Origin of the sequence: Phenylobacterium sp., assembly GCF_044236515.1 — a bacterium.
Taxonomy (GTDB): Bacteria; Pseudomonadota; Alphaproteobacteria; order Caulobacterales; family Caulobacteraceae; genus Phenylobacterium.
Map to the genome: position 1 here is coordinate 1 of NZ_JBIIGK010000017.1, position 17,489 is coordinate 17,489.

The following is a 17,489-nucleotide window of genomic DNA, read 5'->3' on the forward strand; positions in this document are numbered from 1 at the left end:
CGACCCGCGTCGCATAGCCGGCCAGGGTCTCGTCGATGGCGTTGTCGACCACCTCGTAGACCATGTGGTGCAGGCCCGAGCCGTCGTCGGTGTCGCCGATGTACATCCCCGGCCGCTTGCGCACCGCATCGAGGCCCTTGAGGACCTTGATCGATTCCGCGCCGTACTCGGCGGGGGCGGCTTCGGCGCCCGTTTCGCGGCCCGTTTCGGGGATGTCGTTGTCTTCGCTCATCACGTATCCAGTTCGGCGAGGCCGGAGGCGTCCACGCGAACGCCCTGGGCCCGGCCCTTCAGTTCTTCGAACAGGTGCTCGTCGGTTCCCGTCAGGAAAGCCTGCAGGCCAAGCGCCGTGATTTCGTCGAACAACGCGGCCCGCCGGCGACGGTCGAGATGCGCTGCGACTTCATCCAGCAACAATATAGGGTTTGGGGCTGATTCTGCACGCGAAAGGCGGGCTGCCTGGGCCAGGACCAGGTTGAGGATCAGGGCTTTCTGTTCGCCGGTCGAGCATTCGGCGGCCGGGCGGTCTTTCTCGGCGTGGATGACGGCGAGATCGCCGCGGTGCGGGCCCGTCAGGGCCCGGCCGGCCGCGGCGTCGCGATCGCGGGCGGCGGCCAGGGCGCGGGCGAGTTTGGTCTCGATCTCAGCGAGGTCGGCGCCGTCGCCGGCCATCTGCTCCCACTCGCCGGTCAGGCTGAGCTGCGCCTGCGGGAAGGGCCGCTCTCCGCGGGTGTCGATCTCGGCCTGCAGGGCGGCGAGGGTGCGGGCGCGGGCGGCGGCCATCAGGGCGCCGGCCTCCGCCATCCGGGCCTCAAGAGCGTCCAGCCAGGCGGCGTCGGCAAGGCCGTGGGTCAACAAGCGCATGCGCTCGCGCTGGGCCTTGTCGTAGGCCCCGGCATGGGCGGCGTGGAGCGGTTCGGCGGCGAACACCAGCCGGTCGAAGAACCGCCGCCGGTCCCCGGCGCCTTCGAGGAACAGGCGATCCTGGGCCGGGGTCAGCCAGACCTGACGCAGATGCTCTGCGAGGCGGCCGGGCGGGACGGGCTCGCCCTCCAGGCGGACGGCGCGGCGGGCCGAGCCCGCCTGTTCGACGCCGGTGCCGATCCGGGTCGGCTCGCCGTCCTGGCTGACGATCGCCGAGACCGCCCAGGCGCGTCCCGTCCGCTCGCCCGGCAGGCGACGGCCGACCTCGGCCATGCCGGCGCCGCGCAGGCCTCGGCCGGGGGTGAAGAAGCTGACCGCCTCCAGGAGGTTGGTCTTGCCCGCGCCGTTGGGCCCGACCAGGAACACCGAGCGGCCGTCGAGCGGCAGCTCGGCGGCGGGGTAGGACCGGAAGTCGGTCAGGGTCAGGCGTGTCAGGGCCGTCGCGGTCGGAGGGGCGGTCACCGCCCGGTCATAACGGCTTTTGCCCGTCGGCGCGCGGATTCGAAGCGCGCGCCTCGCGGCAACGGAGGTGACAAGGCTCCGCCGTTCGGCGCAGATACGGCCCGACCAACGGGCGATTGGACGTGATGCAAAACTGGTGGCCGCGCAGCCTGATCGGCCGGTCGATGCTGCTGATCGGCGCGATCCTGGGCCTCCAGCTCGCCGCCAGCATCTTCTTCTACGTGCGGATCGAGCGCGAGACCCTGCGCGAGGACCATGCGCGGCGGGTGGCCGAATTCCTGGTCGTCAGCCGGCGCGTCCACGCCCTGGCGGCCCGCGGCCAGCCGGACGTCGACCGGGTGATGACCAGCCGCTTCCTGGAGGCCGACATCCTGGAGGCGAACGCGCGGCCGTCGGCGAAAGCGACGCCGGAGGGCGAGGCCCTGCGCCGGGCGATCGTCCGGTGGGAGCCGGAGCTCGCCGCCTCCGAGCTCGTGCTGTGGACGCCGCGCGGCGGCAAGGACCTGGCCGGCGCGATGCGGCTCGAGGACGGCCGCTGGCTGAGCTTCCGCTCGCGCGATTTCGCCAGCATGTGGCCGACGGCGGTCCGGGTGATGTGGATGACGGTGCTGTTCGCCGTCCTGTGCCTGGCGTTCGCGGCGCTGTCCTTGAAGGCGCTGGGCCGGCCGCTGCGGGACCTGGCGCAGGCGGCGCGCGCATTCGGCCGCGGACCGCACGCGCCGGTGACGGTGGAAGGCTCCGCCGACCTGCGTGACCTCGGCCGGGCGTTCAACGAGATGCAGGACCGGATCACCGGCCTAATCGAGGACCAGGCGCGGTCGATGGAGGCGATCAGCCACGACCTGCGCACGCCGCTGGCGCGGATGCAGCTGGCCACCCAGTTCGTCGAGCCGGAGGACATCCGCACGCTGCTGACCGCCAACGTCGAGGAGCTCGGCGAGATGCTGCGCTCGCTCAGCGCCTTCCTGCGGGCGCAGCACCAGCAGAGCGAGGCGGAGACCGTCGACCTCGCCGCCCTGGTGCGGGACGCGCTCGGCGCGCGCGAGGAGGCGGCGAGCTATGACGGGCCGGAGAGCCTGCCGGTCCAGACCCACCGGGCGCCGCTGGAAGAGGCCCTGAAACGGCTGCTCGACAACGCCTTCCGGTACGGCGGCGGGGCGCGGGTGACGCTGGACCCGGCTGGGCCGAAGATCCTGATCCACGACCGCGGGGCCGGCATGTCGCCGGAGGACCTGGAGCAGATCTATCGGCCGTTCTTCCGCGCCGATCTGGCCCGGGCGCGCAACACCGCCGGCTTCGGCCTCGGGGTGCCGACGGCGGCGCGGCTGCTGACCCGGTTCGGCGGCGACCTGGAGATCGCCAATGCGCCGAGCGGCGGGCTGCTGGTGACGATCACCCCGCCGCGCGCGGCCTAGGGCGTCAGCGCCACGTCGCCGATGTGGGTGAGGCCCGCGCGCGTGTCGACCCAGACCTCGCCGCCGAGGTCGCGCCAGCGGCGGCCGAACGCCTGCCAGTCGTTGAGGTAGCGGCCGGTCTCCGGCTCGACGAAGGAATCGAACACCATCAGCGCCCCGCCGTCGGCGGCGCCCTGGACGTCGCTGAGCTTGGCCAAGAGATGCGGGTAGGCGTCCAGCAGCCGCTGGGCCGCCGGGCGCGAGATCATCAGGAAGCCGGCCCCTACCGCCGCGACCCGGCGAAGGCCGTCGGCGTCGGCGGCCTCGTCGCCGAGCGGATCGAGCTCCAGCGCCAGCTCGCCGTTGCGCAGAGCGGCGGTCATCTGGGCCTTGCGCGGATAGGCCCCGCCGATCACGTCACGGCCGCTGTCCAGCAGCCGGAACACCGCGTCGGGCGAGAAGCCGACGTCGGCGTCGACGAACAGCAGGTGGGTCGCCTCGGAGCGCAGGAACTTCATCAGGTAGCTGCCACGGCCGCGGCCGATCAGCGCCTCGCCGCCGCCGAGGTCGGGCCACAGGCTGACGCCGCGCGCCTGACAGGCCGGGCGCAAGTCGAGCAGCGATCGCATGTAGACGACGTGCGCCTGCCCGCCGTAGCAGGGGGTCGCCAGATGCAGGAATGGAGCTTTGGTGGCCACGTCCAACCCTATAGCGGACCTTGTGACCCGCGCCATGGCCCTGCGCCAGGCCGGCCGGCTGTCCGAGGCCGAGGCCGTGCTGCGCCAGGCCACGCTGGCCGCGCCGCGCTCGGCGGAGGCGCACCACCATCTGGGCGGCATCCTCGCGCAGCAAGGCAGGCGGACGGAGGCCGAAGCGGCCTGGCGGCGGACCTTGGCCCTGGCGCCCGGCGCGCCGAGCACGGAGGCGGCGCTTGGCGCCCTGCTGCTGGCCGACGGCCGCTACGCCGAGGGCTTTCGCCTGTTCGAAAGCCGCCATGTCATCGCCCGCATGGCCAAGCCCCGCCTGCCGTATCCGGAGTGGCGCGGCGAGGACCTGACGGGCCGCAAGCTGCTCATTTGGCCCGAGCAGGGGTTCGGCGACCAGATCCAGTTCGCGCGCTTCGCGCCCCTCGCGGCGGCGGCGGGGGCGGACGTCACCCTGCTGTGCCTGCCGCCGTTGCAGCGGCTGTTCGCCGCCTCGCTCGGGGTTCGGGTGCTGGCGGCGTCGGGCCAGGTCGAGTTTCCCGATCCGGACGTCTGGGTGATGGCCGGCTCACTGGCCGGGCGGATGGGCGTCACCGTCGAGACGGTCCCGGGCGCACCCTACCTGCGGCCGGTCGATCCGCCCGCCCCGGCGCCGGACGGCTTCCGGGTCGGGGTGATGACGGCCGGCAATCCGGCCCACGCCAACGACACCCACCGGTCATTGCCGGCCGCGATGGCCGAGCGGCTGCGCGCCGGCTTGCCGGGGGCCGTCGTCGACCTGCGGCCGGAGGCGACCGGCGCGCGGGACTTCGCCGACAGCGCGCAGGTCATCGCCGGCCTTGACCTGGTGGTCGCCGTCGACACCTCGGTGGCGCATCTGGCCGGGGCCTTGGGCAAGCCTGTTTTCGTGCTGCTGAGCGCAGTGAACACCGACTGGCGCTGGCTGCGCGAGCGATCGGACTCGCCGTGGTATCCGAGCGCGCGGCTCTATCGACAGGCGGCGGCCGACGACTGGGCGCCGGTGATCGACCGGGTGCTGGCCGACGCCCACGCGATGGCTCACGGCTCAGGATGACCCGGCGGGGCTTGGGCCCTATGTTGCCGGCATGACCGAGACCCTCGATGCGCCGCCTCCGGAGACCCTGGCCGAAATCCCCCGTGAGCCGACCCAGGACGGGCCGCGCATCCGGCTGTATCTGGTCGACGGCTCGGGCTTCATCTTCCGGGCCTTCCACGCCCTGCCGCCGCTGACCCGCAAGTCGGACGGCGTGCCGATCGGCGCGGTGTCCGGCTTCTGCAACATGCTGTGGAAGCTGCTGGTCGACATGAAGACCTCGGAGGACGCGCCGACCCACCTGGCGGTGGTCTTCGACCATTCCGAAGAGACATTCCGCAACAAGCTCTACGATCAGTACAAAGCCCACCGTCCGCCGCCGCCGGAGGACCTCGTCCCGCAGTTCCCGCTGGTGCGCGAGGCGACCCGGGCGTTCGGCGTGCCGTGCCTGGAGTTGCCGGGCTACGAGGCCGACGACCTGATCGCCGCCTACGCTTGCAAGGTCCGCGACCTCGGTGGCGAGGTGATGATCGTCTCGTCCGACAAGGACCTGATGCAGCTGGTCGGGCCGCAGGTGTTCATGCTCGACACCATGAAGAACCTGCGGATCGGCATTGAGCAGGTGATCGAGAAGTTCGGCGTCCCGCCGGAGAAGGTGGTCGACGTCCAGGCCCTGTGCGGCGACAGCGTCGACAACGTGCCGGGCGCGCCGGGCATCGGCATCAAGACCGCCTCGCAGCTGATCAACGAATACGGCGATCTCGACACCCTGCTGGCCCGGGCCGGCGAGATCAAACAGCCGAAGCGCCGCGAGACCCTGATCGCGTACGCCGACCAGATCCGCCTGTCGCGGGAGCTGGTGAAGCTGGACTGCGACACCCCCCTGCCCTCGCCCATCGACGACCTGGCGGTCGACGACCCGGACGCGGCGGTGCTGGCCGAGTTCCTGGAGAAGATGGAGTTCCGCACGCTGGCCCGGCGGGTCGGCGACGGCAAGGCGGGCGCCCAGGCGCCGGCCGCCACCCCGGCGCCGGAAACCCGGGCGCCGACCGCGCCGCAGCACGGGCCGGTCGACGTCACCGCCTATCAATGCGTCCGCGACCTCGCGACCCTCGACGCCTGGATCGAGAAGGCGCGGGCCAAGGGGACCGTCGCCTTCGACACGGAGACCGACGCCCTGTCGGCGACCAGCGCCAACCTGTGCGGCGTGTCGCTGGCCACGGCCCCGGGCGAGGCCTGCTACATCCCGGTCGGCCACGAGCACGAGGGCGACGGCGGCCTCGACCTCGAGGCCAAGGAGGACCTGGCGCAGATCCCCTGCGAAGAGGTGATCGCCCGGCTCAAGCCGCTGCTGGAAGACCCGGCGGTGCTGAAGGTCGCCCAGAACGGCAAGTACGACCTGGCGGTGCTCTCGCGCTACGGGATCGACGTCGGGCCGATCGACGACACCATGCTGATCTCGTTCACCCTGGAAGGCGGCCTGCACAAGAGCCACGGCATGGACGAGCTGTCGAAGCTGTGGCTCGGCCACGAGCCGATCAGCTTCAAAAAGGTCGCCGGGACCGGCAAGGGCCAGAAGAGCTTCAAGCATGTGAAGCTCGACGAGGCGACCTGCTACGCCGCCGAGGACGCCGACGTCACCCTGCGCCTCTATGAGCACCTGCGGCCGCGTCTGGCGCACGAACGGCTGATGACCGTCTACGAGACCCTCGAGCGGCCGCTGCCCAAGGTGCTGGTCGAGATGGAACTGGCCGGCGTGAAGGTCGACCCCGAGCGACTGCGCCAGCTGTCCAATGACTTCTCGGTGCGGATGGGCGAGCTGGAGGCCGAGGCCCACCGGCTGGCCGGCCGGCCGTTCAACCTCGGCAGTCCCAAGCAGATCGGCGAGATCCTGTTCAAGGAGATGGGGCTGGCGTCCGGTCGGACGACGGCGACGGGGGCGATGTCCACCGACGCCTCGATGCTGGAGGAGTTGGCCGCCCAGGGGCACGAGCTGCCGCGCACCCTGCTCGACTGGCGTCAGCTGTCGAAGCTGAAGGGCACCTACACCGACGCCCTGGTGGCGGCGATCGACGAGCGGACGGGTCGGGTCCACACCTCCTATTCGCTGGCGGCGGCGACCACCGGACGACTGGCCTCAACCGACCCCAACCTGCAGAACATCCCGATCCGCACCGAGGAGGGCCGCAAGATCCGCCGCGCCTTCATCGCCGAGCCGGGCAATGTGCTGATCAGCGCCGACTATTCGCAGATCGAGCTGCGGCTGTTGGCTCACATCGGCGACATCCCGCAGCTCAAGCGGGCGTTCCAGGAAGGGCTCGACATCCACGCGATGACGGCGTCCGAGATGTTCGGCGTGCCGGTCGAGGGGATGCCGGCCGAGACCCGGCGGCGGGCCAAGGCGATCAACTTCGGCATCGTCTACGGCATCTCGGCGTTCGGGCTGTCGAACCAGCTCGGCATCCCGAGGGACGAGGCCGGGGCCTACATCAAGACCTACTTCGAACGCTTCCCAGGCATCCGGACCTACATGGACCGGATGCAGCAGCAGGTGCGCAGCCAGGCGTTCGTGACCACCATCTTCGGCCGCAAGGTCCACATCCCGGCGGCGCGGGGCAAGAGCCAGGCGGAGCGCAGCTTCGCCGACCGGGCGGCGATCAACGCGCCGATCCAGGGGGCGGCGGCCGACGTGATCCGACGGGCGATGGTGCGGATGCCGGCCGCCCTGCGCGAGGCCGGGCTGACGGCGAAGATGCTGCTGCAGGTCCACGACGAACTGGTGTTCGAGGCGCCGGAGGCCGAGGCCGAGGCGACCATCGCGGTGGCCCGGCGAGTGATGGAGACGGCGGCCGAGCCGGCGGTGGCGCTGAGCGTGCCGCTGGTGGTCGAGGCGCGGGCGGCGGCCAACTGGGACGACGCGCACTGATGGCCCATTCCTCGTGATCATCAGGGCCGTGACAGGCCCGGCCATGATGAGCCCTGTGCGCGCCTATCGCCGCTCGGCGCGGGCCTGGATCAGGCGCTGGTCCTCGCCCTCGAGGCGGACGGCGGTGAGCACGCCGGTGGCGTAGCAGCCGGTGTCGACGCCGATGCGGTGCGGCAGGACCTGGGCTTCCTCCATCGGCGTGTGCCCGTGGACGATGACCTTTCCGAACGGCCCCTTCTCCTGCAGGAACTCCTGGCGGATCCACAGCATGTCGCGCTCGGCCTGCTGGTTCCAGGGGACCCCGGGCCGGACGCCGGCATGGACGAAGGCGTAGTCGCCGAGGTCGAGCATCAGCTCCAGCCCGCGGTAGAAGGCCAGGTGCTCGGGCGGCAGAGCCTCGGCGAAAGCGGCGCTGACCTCGGCCCAGGCGTCAGGGTCGGTGCGGCTGGCCGGCGGCTGGACTCCGTAGGAGGCCAGGGTGGCGCCGCCGCCGTGCTCCAGCCAGGCGGCGCCGAAGGTCGGCTGGGCCAGGAACTGCAGCAGGGCCTCCTCGTGGTTGCCCTTGAGCGTGCGGACCTCAAGGCCGGCCTGGCCCTTCATCCGCAGGATCATGTCGACGACACCGCGCGATTCCGGGCCGCGGTCGACGTAGTCGCCGAGGAACACCAGCATCGCGGGTTGCGACGGCGGCGCGGCCTCGAGATCGTCGGCGATGGTGCGGATCAGCGGTTGCAGCGCGTCGAGCCGGCCGTGCACGTCGCCGACGGCGTAGACCCGCCGTCCGCCGGTGGTCGGCGGGGCGGCGCGGGCCTTGGAGCGTCCGAGGAAGCGGTCGAGGAACAGGGCAGGCGTCCGGGTCTGAGGGCGGCGCAGAGGATAGGGGGCGGCCGGCCGGTCTTCAATGTGGGGTTGATCAGTACTCCGGCGCCGCGGCGCTTTGCAGGACGCCAAGCTCGGTGACGCGCAGGAGATGGTCGTCGAGCCGTTGCAGGCAGTCCTTGGCGATCAGGCTCTGAACGGCGCCATCGAGCTTCTTCGGCGCGATCACCACGAGGCGGCCGGCGGCCTCGACCAGGGTTGCCTGCGAAACCGACTGGCCGGCGACCATGCCCGTCTCGCGGACGGCTGCGAGGAGGGCGTATTCGGCGTCGGTGAGGATCAGCTTGCGGCGCGCCGCGGCGGTCGGGACGACCTCTTCCGCCGCAGTCGGCTCGGCGGCATCGCCGGCCCGCAGGTGCTTGAGCATGGCGTCGGCGAGCTCCTGCTCGCCCAGCACCACGTCATCGGCGCCAAGGCGGGTCAGGTGCTCGACTTCGGCGTCGGAATGGGCGCGGGCCATGATCTTGATGTCGGGGTTGCAGCGCCGCGCCTCCTGGACCACGCCGCCGGCCTCGAAGCCGTCGGGGATGGCGACGATCAGGTGGGTGGCGTCTGCGATGCCGGCCGCCGCCAGGATGCGCGGGTCAGCGGCGTTGCCGTCCAGCACCTCGAGGCCGGCGTCGCGGGCGCGGGCGCGGGCGGCGTCGCCGATCTCCAGCACCAGGAACGGCCGGCCGCCGAGGTCGAGGCCCTCGGCGATGGCGCGGCCGACGCGACCGTAGCCGACGAGGATGACGTGCTCGGTGAGCGCGGTCGTCGGGCTGTCCTCCGGGACCGGCGGCAGGGCGGGGGCGGCCTTGGCCTTCGCCGCCTTCACGCGCGACAGGGCGAGGCCGAAGATCACCGGGTTCAGCAGGATCGAGATGATCGCGCCGCCGAGGATCAGGTCGCGGGCGTCCTCCGGCATCAGTTTCAGGCCGACGCCGAGGGTCGCCAGGATGAACGAGAACTCGCCGATCTGGGCGAGGCTGGCCGAGACGGTCAGGGCGGTGCGGTTGTCGTGGCCGAACGCGCGGACGATGGCGAAGGCGGCCAGCGACTTGCCGAGGACGATCACCGCGACGGTGGCCGCCAGGGACCACGGCTGTTCGACGACGACCAGCGGGTTGAACAGCATGCCGACCGAGACGAAGAACAGCACCGCGAAGGCGTCGCGCAGCGGCAGGGTCTCCTCCGCCGCGCGCTGGCTGAGCTCGCTTTCGGCGAGGATCATGCCGGCGAAGAAGGCGCCGAGCGCGAAGGAGACGTCGAACAGGGTCGCCGCGCCGAACGCCACGCCGAGGGCGATGGCGAAGACCGCGAGGCGGAACAGCTCGCGCGAGCCGGTGTGGGCGGTCCAGTGCAGCACCCAGGGGATCACCCGGCGGCCGACGATCAGCATGAAGGCGACGAAGCCGGCGACCTTGGCGCCGGTGATCGCCAGGGGCTTGATCCAGCCGTTGAAGAGGTCCGGCGCGGCGTCGGCGGCGGTCAGCGCCCCGGCCAGGGCCGGCAGCATCACGAGCGCCAGGACCATGGCCAGGTCCTCGACGATCAGCCAGCCGACGGCGATGCGGCCGCGGTCGGTCTGGACGATCCGCCGCTCCTCCAGGGCGCGCAGCAGGACGACGGTCGAGGCCACCGAGAGGGCGAGGCCGAAAACGAAGCCGGCGATCGGCGACCAGCCGCGGAACCAGGCGAGGCCCATGCCCATCAGCGTCGCCGCCGCGATCTGCACCAGGGCGCCGGGCACCGCGATCTTGCGGACCGACAGCAGGTCCTTGAGCGAGAAGTGCAGGCCGACGCCGAACATCAGCAAGATCACGCCCATCTCGGCGAGTTCCTGGGCCAGCTCCTGGTCGGCGACGTAGCCGGGCGTGAAGGGCCCGACGATGACGCCCGCCACCAGATAGCCGACCAGGGGCGAGATCCTGAACCGATGGGCCAGGGCCCCGAACACGAAAGCCAGCGACAGGCCGGCGACGATGGTGGCGATCAGCGGGGTATGGTGAGGCATCAGCTCCGGAACGGTCGACTTGCGGGCAAGCCTGACCTTTAACCGCGACAGGACGCCGCGGCTAATGAAGCACGCGTGACCAGGAGCGCGCGGCGTTGGTGTTGGTCGCGCCATTGACGCGGGCGCCTGCGCATTGCGCGCGGACGCAGGCGAGCGCGCGTGGGCGAAGGCAGACGGCGATGCGGCCCAGGCATGCCGGCATCCTGGCCTAAGGCAGCGTCAGAAACGGACGGAGCACGGCCAGATTGACGGCGCACGGGGCGCAACCCAGTCTCGCGCAGCAGATATGGGGCGGGGACGTCATGGACGGGACGAACAGGCGCGGGTTCCTGGCGTCGGCGGCGGCGCTAGCGGCGGTGGGGCCGGCGGCGGCGCAGGCGCGCGGGCGGACGCTGATCCGCAACGTCGAGGTGCTGGTCGGCGACGCGGCGGGAACGGAGCATCGCGGCGTCGACGTGCTGATCGACAGCGGCAAGGTCGCGGCGATCGGCAAGGCGCTGCCCGCCGCCGGCGGCCGCGTCGTCGAAGGCCGCGGGCGGATCCTGATGCCCGGAATGGTCTGCGGCCACCGGCACAACTGGATGTATCTGGGCGCCGGCGCCACCTACGCCGACTTCTATGCCTGGCAGCTGAAGCTGATGCCGTCGGCGACGGCGGAGGACCAGGCGTTGGCCAGCTACTTCGGCGGCCTGGCGGCGATCCACGCCGGGGTGACGACCATCGTCGACCAGGCCCACGCCCACCAGACGCCGGACCGCGTCATGGCGGCGGCCGAGGGACACCTGAAGTCGGGCGTGGGGGGCTGGTTCAACCTGCAGCTCGGCCAGGCGTCGGCGATCCGGCCGGGGCAGACCCTGAGCCGCAAGGAGGCGTTCACTCAGCGGCAGAACCGCGCCCAGCCGCGCGACTGGGACAGCATCGCCAAGCTCAAGGCGATGTTCGCCGGGACCAACGTCGCGGCCGGCTGCGCCACCTCGCCTGGCTGCTACGGCCGCGACGTGCGCGCGATCGCCGCCGAGGAGATCGGCCCCGCGCGGGCGGCGGGCCTGGGGCTGATCACCGTCCACACCGGCGTGCGGGCGCCGGGCGCGCCGCGCGGCGCCTTTGGCCACCGCAACTGCGGCATCCTCGACCTGGACGACGCCGGCCTGCTGACGCGGGAGATGCATTTCTCGCACGCCGTCGAGCTGGACGACGCCGAGATCGCCGCCATGGCGCGGACCGGCGCCAAGCTCTGCACCACGCCGTTCGAGGACGCCGACACCGGGCCGCGCAGCCCCCGGATCGCGCCGAGTTTCGCGCGCGCCGACCTCGGCGGCGTCGCCGCCGGCCTGGGAGTCGATTCCACGGGCGCCCACACCCAGGATTTCTTCGAGATCGCCCGCAACGCCCGCTCGACCCTGGCCGCCGACCCGGTCAGCTTCGACGCGCTCGGGCGCTGGGACGCGGCCAAGATGCTGTCCTTCACAACCGAGCGCGGCGCGGAGGCGGTGGGTCTCGGCCACGACCGCGGCAAGGTCGCGCCGGGCTATCGCGCCGACCTGGTGCTGCTGGCCTCGGACGAGCCGTTCTTCCCGCAGCAGGGCAGCCTGGCGCACCGCGTCCTGAACTACGCCACCCGGGCCCACGTCGACAGCGTCTGGGTCGGGGGGACCTTGCGCAAGTCCGGCGGGGCGATGGAGGGCGCCGACATTGCCGCCCTCGCCGCGCGGCTGCGCGCGGCGCAGCGGCGGGTGGCGCGCGACATGGCGACGATTTCCTTCACCTGAGAAAAAGAGGGCGGCGCGATGCGCAGCTATGGGCTCCTGGCGATGTGGACGCTGCTGGCCGGCGCGGGGATCCCGCTGGTCGGGACGTTGAACAGCGGCGTCGCGCGGGCGGTCGGCAATCCGTTCGCGGCGACCATGGCGATGTTCGCCATCGCCATGGCGGCGGCGGCGGCGATCACCCTGCCGGTCCACGGCGCGCCGACCCTGGCGCAGCTGAAGTCGGCGCCGCTGTCCGGCTACGGCGCCGGGTTGATCATGGCCTTCTACGCCCTGTCGGCGACGATCATCATCCCGCGGATGGGGGCCGCGAGCTTCATCGCCTTCATCCTGATCGCCCAGATCGTCACCGCGGCGGTCATCGACCAGTTCGGCCTGTTCGGCCTGCCGCGCCGGCCGGTCGACGTGGTGAAGCTGGCCGGCATCGCGGCGATCATCGGCGGGATCGTGGCGATGGAGGTGAGCAACCTGCGCGGCCGGCAGTAGGGACGGCAATCTGTCCGCGCTCGGAGCCGCCGACGACGCCGACGAGGCGCGGCAGGCGGAGTAGGCGGAGTAGGCCGCGGCGCGCCAGACCTACGAGTGGCCGTCGGCTCGGATTTACGTCGTAAACATTGCTTTATGTTAGGGAATTCCGTTCCCGGAGCGCCACTACGATCACAGGCGCGTTCGAACAGTACGCAGCGCATAAGGGGCGTGTGTCGGCGATGGTCGAAGACTTTCGAATGGAGCAGGCGGCTCGCGGCCTCTACGAGGCGAACACCGGCCACTCGGACTGGCAGGACTTGCCGCCCGAGACGCGCGGAGTCGTCCGGGAAGTGTCGCGGCGACTGCTGAGCGCTTACTATTTCGGCCGCATACGTTGGACGCCGCCGCCGGCGTGACGGGCCGCCAGACGAACATAGGCTATCGACTGCAACCTTGGCCTTAAGTAGGCGTTCCACTCGATCACGCGCGCTGCCGGCGCGTGGACCGGCAAGTCCGGCTCCGGGGGGACAATGGGTTACGAAACTGCGCAGCCGAGGCGCGCGAGGCGTCGGCTGACGGCCGGTGTGATGGCCGTGGCTTTGGGCGCCGCGGCGTCGCCGTCCCTGGCGGACGAGGCGATGGCGCTGGCCGAAGACCAGCAGGCGCAGGCGGAGCTCGGGCAGCTGTCGCTGGAAGAGCTGTCGAAGATCGAGGTCCGGTCGGTGTCGCGGCGGCCCGAAGCCCTGGACGACGCCGGGGCGGCGGTGTTCGTGATCACCAACACCGACATCCGCCGGTCGGGGGCGATGACCCTGGCCGAGGCGCTGCGCATCGCGCCGAACCTGGAAGTCATGCGGATCGACGCCCTCGACTATTCGGTCAGCGCGCGCGGGTTCGCCGGCTTCGAGGCCGCCAACAAGCTGCTGGTGCAGATCGACGGGCGGACGGTCTATTCGCCGCTGTTCTCCGGCGTGGACTGGGACCAGCAGCACCTGCTGCTCGACGACGTCGCCCAGATCGAGGTGGTCAGCGGACCCGGCGGCGCCCTGTGGGGCGCCAACGCCGTCAACGGCGTGGTCAACGTCACCTCGCGCAGCGCCCATGAGACGCAAGGCTGGCTGGCGGCGGGCCATGTCGGCACGCTCGATCGCGACGCCCGGGTCCGCTACGGCGGGCGGCTGGGCGAGGCGACGGCGTACCGGGTCTATCTGACCGGCTACAAGCGCGGCGACCTGCGGCTGGCGAATGGCAGGAACGCCAACGACGGCTGGGACGGCGTGCAGGGCGGCGCGCGCCTGGACTGGCAGGGGGCGAGGGACACCCTGACCCTGCAGGGCGACATCCACGACAACCGCATCGACAACTCCCTGGGGGCCGGGGCGGGCTATGTCCGCGGCGGCAACATCCTTGGCCGCTGGACGCGGACCCTCGGCGAAACCGGCGCGCTGGAGGTCCAGGCCTATTACGACCGGGTCGAGCGCGAGGCGCGGCTGATCTACGACAGCCTCGACGCCTATGACGTCCAGGTGCAGCACAATTTCAACTGGCGGCGGCACGCCTTCGTGTGGGGCGGCGGGCTGCGGCGTACGGAGGACACCTTCCGCACCCTGTTCGAGCCGAACCTGCTGAACCCCGCCAGCCGCGGGGTGACGATCGCCAGCTTCTTCGTGCAGGACCAGATCGCCCTCCGCGACGACCTGTCGCTGACGCTGGGCATGAAGCTGGAGGACAACAGCTACACCGAGCTCGACTACATGCCGAGCGCCCGGCTGACCTGGCGGTTGTCGGAGCAGCACATGGTCTGGGGCGCGGTGTCGCGCGCCATCCGCAACCCCTCGCGGATCGAGCGCGACTTCTTCATCGCCGGCCTGGTGGCCCCGGGCTTCATGGGCTCGGAGGAACTGATCGCCTACGAGGCCGGCTACCGCGGCCGGCCGACGGCGCGCACCTCGCTGTCGCTGAACGTCTTCTACAACGACTACGACGACCTGCGGACCAACGAGCTCAACCCCGCGATCTCGCCGCCGATCTATGTCGGCAACACCATGCGCGGCCGGGTGTGGGGACTGGAGGCCTGGGGCGCCTTCGACGTGACGCCGTGGTGGCGGCTGAGCGCCGGTGCCAACTTCATCGGCAAGGACTTCGAACTGAAGCCCGGCAGCCGCGATGTCGCCCAGTTCGAGGCGATGGGGGCCGATCCCGACTACTGGGCCAAGCTGCGTTCGCAGATGCAGCTGGGCGAGCGGGTCGAGCTGGACGTCGGCCTGCGCGCTTATGGCGACGTGCCCCGGCTGCGCGCCAGCGGCTATGTCGGCACGCAGAGCTATGTGGAGGCCGACGTGCGGGTGGCCTGGCGGATCACCGACACCCTGGAGCTGTCCGTCGCCGGACTGAACCTGCTGCACGACCAGCATCCCGAGGCGAGCGAGACGCGCCGCACCGAAATCCCGCGAAGCGCCTACGTGGGACTTCGCTGGGCCTATTGATGATCCGTCGGCGGCCCCTCCTCAGCGTCGTGACCCTGGCCGCCCTGGCGGTCGCGGCGGCGGCGCGCGCCCAGCCCGCCGACTATCAGGTCAAGGCCGCCTTCCTGCTGAAGTTCGCGCCGTTCGTGGAATGGCCGGCGGGCGCGGCCCCGTCCGGCGCGCCGCTGGTGGTGTGTGTCGTCGGTCAGGACCCCTTCGGGCCGACCCTGACGGCGCTGAGCCGGGCCAGCGCGACGGGCCGCCCGATCGTCGTTCGCAAGCTGGCGGCCATCGACCGCGGGTCGGGCTGTCAGGTCGCCTACCTGGCCGGCGGCATCCGCCAGACGCCGGGCGAGGGGCTGCGCGAGGTGGCCGGCGCACCGGTGCTGACCGTCACCGACGAAGCGGCGCCCGGGTCGGCACAGGGGGTCATCCATTTCATGGTCCGCGACCGCCGCGTCCGTTTCGCCATCGACCAGGGGGCGGCGCGGCGGCAGGGGCTGGCGCTGAGCTCGAAACTCCTCAGCCTGGCCCTGACGGTGAGGCCCTGATGCCGGCGATGACCACCGCCGCCGAGCGGCGCCAACTGCGCATCGCCCTGATCGGCGCCGTCGCCCTGATGCTGTTCGGCGTGCTGCTCGGCCTGCTCGGCGAGCGGGCCTATCGCGAGCGGTCGGTGCAGCAGGCCGGGGCGCAGGCGCGGATCCTGGCGGCCAGCGTCACGGCGGCGCTCGCCTTCGACGATACGGCGGCGGTCAAGGAGTACGTCGACGCCCTGCGGGTCAACGACGCCATCGAGGCGGCCGGGGTCTATGACGAGCGCGGCGTTCTGCTGGTCGAGTTCGCCCGCGGCAAGGGCGCTCGCCTGCCGGGCCGACCAGGCAGGGCCCGCGCCGAGTTCGTGCGCGACCACGTCGAGATCGCCTCGCCGATCGCCGAGGGCGGGGTCCGGCTGGGCACCGTCTATCTGCGCACCGCGCGCGAGACCCTGGGCGAGCGGCTGGGCCGGCACGGCAACCTGACCCTGCTGCTGCTGCTGGCCATCGGAGTGATGGGGCTGATGACCCGCACCACCGCCGAGCTGCGCCGGCGGGCCTCCGACCTGGCGGTCGCCAACCACGCCCTGCAGGTGGAGATGGCCGAGCGGGCCAAGGCCGAGGAGGCCCTGCGCCAGAGCCAGAAGATGGAGGCGCTGGGCCACCTAACCGGCGGCGTCGCCCACGATTTCAACAACCTGCTGACGGTGATCATCGGCGGTCTCGACACCGTCCGGCGCCTGTTGCCGGACGGCGGGGCCGGCAAGGACAGCCCGCGGCTGCAGCGCGGCCTCGACATGGCCCTGTCGAGCGCCCAGCGGGCGGCGACCCTGACCAAGCGCCTGCTGGCCTTCTCGCGCCGCCAGCCGCTGGAGCCGAAGGTGCTGGACGCCAACAAGATGGTCCAGGGCATGGCCGAGCTGGTCCAGCGGACCATCGGCGAGGCGGTGCGGCTGGAGACGGTGCTGGGGGCCGGGCTGTGGCGGACGCTCGCCGACCCGGGGCAGCTGGAGAACGCGCTGCTGAACCTGGCGGTCAACGCCCGCGACGCCATGCCCTCGGGCGGCCGGCTGACCATGGAGACGTCGAACGCCCACCTCGACGACGCCTATGTGGCCAACCTGGCCGAGCCGGTGCCGGCCGGCCAGTACGTGATGCTGGCGGTCAGCGACACCGGCGAGGGCATGGCGCCGGAGTTGCTGGAGCGGGTGTTCGAGCCGTTCTTCACCACCAAGGAGGTCGGCAAGGGCACCGGGCTCGGCCTGTCGCAGGTCTATGGCTTCGTGCGCCAGAGCGGCGGCTATGTGCGGATCTATTCCGAAGTCGGCGAGGGCACGACGGTGAAGCTGTACCTGCCGCGGGCGTTGGCCGAGGAGCCGGCCGAGGCGGCCGAGGCGCCGGGCGCCGACCACCGCCTGGCGGGCGACGAGCGCATCCTGGTGCTGGAGGACCACGACGACCTGCGCGCCTATTCGACCAGCATCCTGCGCGAACTCGGCTACCAGGTGATTGAGGCGGCGGACGGGCGCGAGGCCGTGGCGCTGCTGGCCGCCAATCCGGCCATCGACCTGCTGTTCACCGACGTCATCCTGCCCGGCGGCATGAACGGGCGGCAGGTGGCCGACGAGGCCGTGCGGCGACGCCCCGGGCTGAAGGTGCTGTTCACTACCGGCTATACGCGCAACGCCATCGTTCACAACGGCACCCTGGACCCGGGCGTGCACCTGATCAGCAAGCCGTTCGCCTTCGCCGAACTGGCGGCCAAGGTGCGCGCGGTCCTCGACGGGGACTGACGAAGGGTGCGATGTCGGGAGGGTTCCTGGTGGAGCCGAGGGGAAACACCCTCACACCAGCAAAATCAGCCACTTAGCAAGCGGCGTGTGCTACGTTTGTGGTGCCCCTGTGTAGCAGCCAA

General features: G+C 71.6%; 14 protein-coding genes. 9 read left to right on the forward strand and 5 right to left on the reverse strand.

Going from position 1 to position 17,489, the window contains the following annotated elements; all coding sequences use genetic code 11:
* A partial coding sequence (locus tag ACILRF_RS03255; RefSeq protein ID WP_395670835.1) for a hypothetical protein occupies positions 1 to 232 on the reverse strand: 232 nt, incomplete at its 3' end.
* Positions 232 to 1,386 carry a DNA replication/repair protein RecF gene (recF, locus tag ACILRF_RS03260; protein WP_395670836.1) on the reverse strand — a complete coding sequence of 385 codons (1,155 nt, stop codon included), beginning with the start codon at positions 1,384 to 1,386 and terminating at the stop codon, positions 232 to 234. The genes recF and ACILRF_RS03255, both read right to left, overlap by 1 nt.
* A gap of 125 nt (positions 1,387 to 1,511) precedes the next feature.
* On the opposite strand from recF, the gene ACILRF_RS03265 reads away from it, so the two are divergent.
* Entirely contained in the window at positions 1,512 to 2,801 is a 1,290-nt protein-coding gene (locus ACILRF_RS03265) for an ATP-binding protein (protein ID WP_395670837.1), read from the forward strand.
* On the opposite strand, the gene ACILRF_RS03270 is transcribed toward ACILRF_RS03265, so the two are convergent.
* The gene (locus tag ACILRF_RS03270; RefSeq protein ID WP_395670838.1) at positions 2,798 to 3,478 is read right to left on the reverse strand and encodes a hypothetical protein; all 681 of its coding nucleotides are present in this window, start codon (positions 3,476 to 3,478) and stop codon (positions 2,798 to 2,800) included. The genes ACILRF_RS03265 and ACILRF_RS03270 overlap by 4 nt on opposite strands.
* Between ACILRF_RS03270 and ACILRF_RS03275 the strand changes: the two genes are divergently transcribed.
* Together ACILRF_RS03275 and polA are read left to right on the forward strand one after the other, a co-directional pair.
* Positions 3,471 to 4,559, forward strand: coding sequence for a glycosyltransferase family 9 protein (locus tag ACILRF_RS03275; protein ID WP_395670839.1), 1,089 nt, complete (start codon positions 3,471 to 3,473; stop codon positions 4,557 to 4,559). The genes ACILRF_RS03270 and ACILRF_RS03275 overlap by 8 nt on opposite strands.
* A gap of 31 nt (positions 4,560 to 4,590) precedes the next feature.
* On the forward strand, positions 4,591 to 7,464 hold the full coding sequence (gene polA / locus ACILRF_RS03280; protein ID WP_395670840.1) for a DNA polymerase I: 2,874 nt from the start codon (positions 4,591 to 4,593) through the stop codon (positions 7,462 to 7,464).
* Between the two features lie 63 nt (positions 7,465 to 7,527).
* Here the strand turns inward: polA and ACILRF_RS03285 are convergent, their stop codons facing one another.
* Positions 7,528 to 8,415 carry a metallophosphoesterase family protein gene (locus tag ACILRF_RS03285; RefSeq protein WP_395670841.1) on the reverse strand — a complete coding sequence of 296 codons (888 nt, stop codon included), beginning with the start codon at positions 8,413 to 8,415 and terminating at the stop codon, positions 7,528 to 7,530.
* Positions 8,378 to 10,339: a YbaL family putative K(+) efflux transporter gene (gene ybaL / locus ACILRF_RS03290; RefSeq protein WP_395670842.1), complete on the reverse strand. Its 1,962-nt coding sequence runs from the start codon at positions 10,337 to 10,339 to the stop codon at positions 8,378 to 8,380. Before ybaL ends, ACILRF_RS03285 begins: the two co-directional genes overlap by 38 nt.
* 302 nt (positions 10,340 to 10,641) lie before the next feature.
* On the opposite strand from ybaL, the gene ACILRF_RS03295 reads away from it, so the two are divergent.
* From ACILRF_RS03295 to ACILRF_RS03320, 6 genes are all read left to right on the forward strand, one after another.
* Positions 10,642 to 12,108, forward strand: a complete 1,467-nt coding sequence (locus tag ACILRF_RS03295) for an amidohydrolase family protein (protein WP_395670843.1) — start codon at positions 10,642 to 10,644, stop codon at positions 12,106 to 12,108.
* 18 nt (positions 12,109 to 12,126) lie between these two features.
* Complete coding sequence (locus tag ACILRF_RS03300) at positions 12,127 to 12,591, forward strand: DMT family transporter (RefSeq protein ID WP_395670844.1); 465 nt, start codon at positions 12,127 to 12,129, stop codon at positions 12,589 to 12,591.
* Positions 12,592 to 12,830: 239 nt separating this feature from the next.
* Positions 12,831 to 12,989: a hypothetical protein gene (locus ACILRF_RS03305; RefSeq protein ID WP_395670845.1), complete on the forward strand. Its 159-nt coding sequence runs from the start codon at positions 12,831 to 12,833 to the stop codon at positions 12,987 to 12,989.
* A 171-nt stretch (positions 12,990 to 13,160) separates the two neighbouring features.
* The gene (locus ACILRF_RS03310) at positions 13,161 to 15,059 is read left to right on the forward strand and encodes a TonB-dependent receptor plug domain-containing protein (protein ID WP_395670846.1); all 1,899 of its coding nucleotides are present in this window, start codon (positions 13,161 to 13,163) and stop codon (positions 15,057 to 15,059) included.
* On the forward strand, positions 15,059 to 15,589 hold the full coding sequence (locus ACILRF_RS03315; protein ID WP_395670847.1) for a YfiR family protein: 531 nt from the start codon (positions 15,059 to 15,061) through the stop codon (positions 15,587 to 15,589). The genes ACILRF_RS03310 and ACILRF_RS03315 overlap by 1 nt, the downstream gene beginning before the upstream one ends.
* Positions 15,589 to 17,367: an ATP-binding protein gene (locus ACILRF_RS03320; RefSeq protein ID WP_395670848.1), complete on the forward strand. Its 1,779-nt coding sequence runs from the start codon at positions 15,589 to 15,591 to the stop codon at positions 17,365 to 17,367. The genes ACILRF_RS03315 and ACILRF_RS03320 overlap by 1 nt, the downstream gene beginning before the upstream one ends.
* Positions 17,368 to 17,489: the final 122 nt, after the last annotated feature.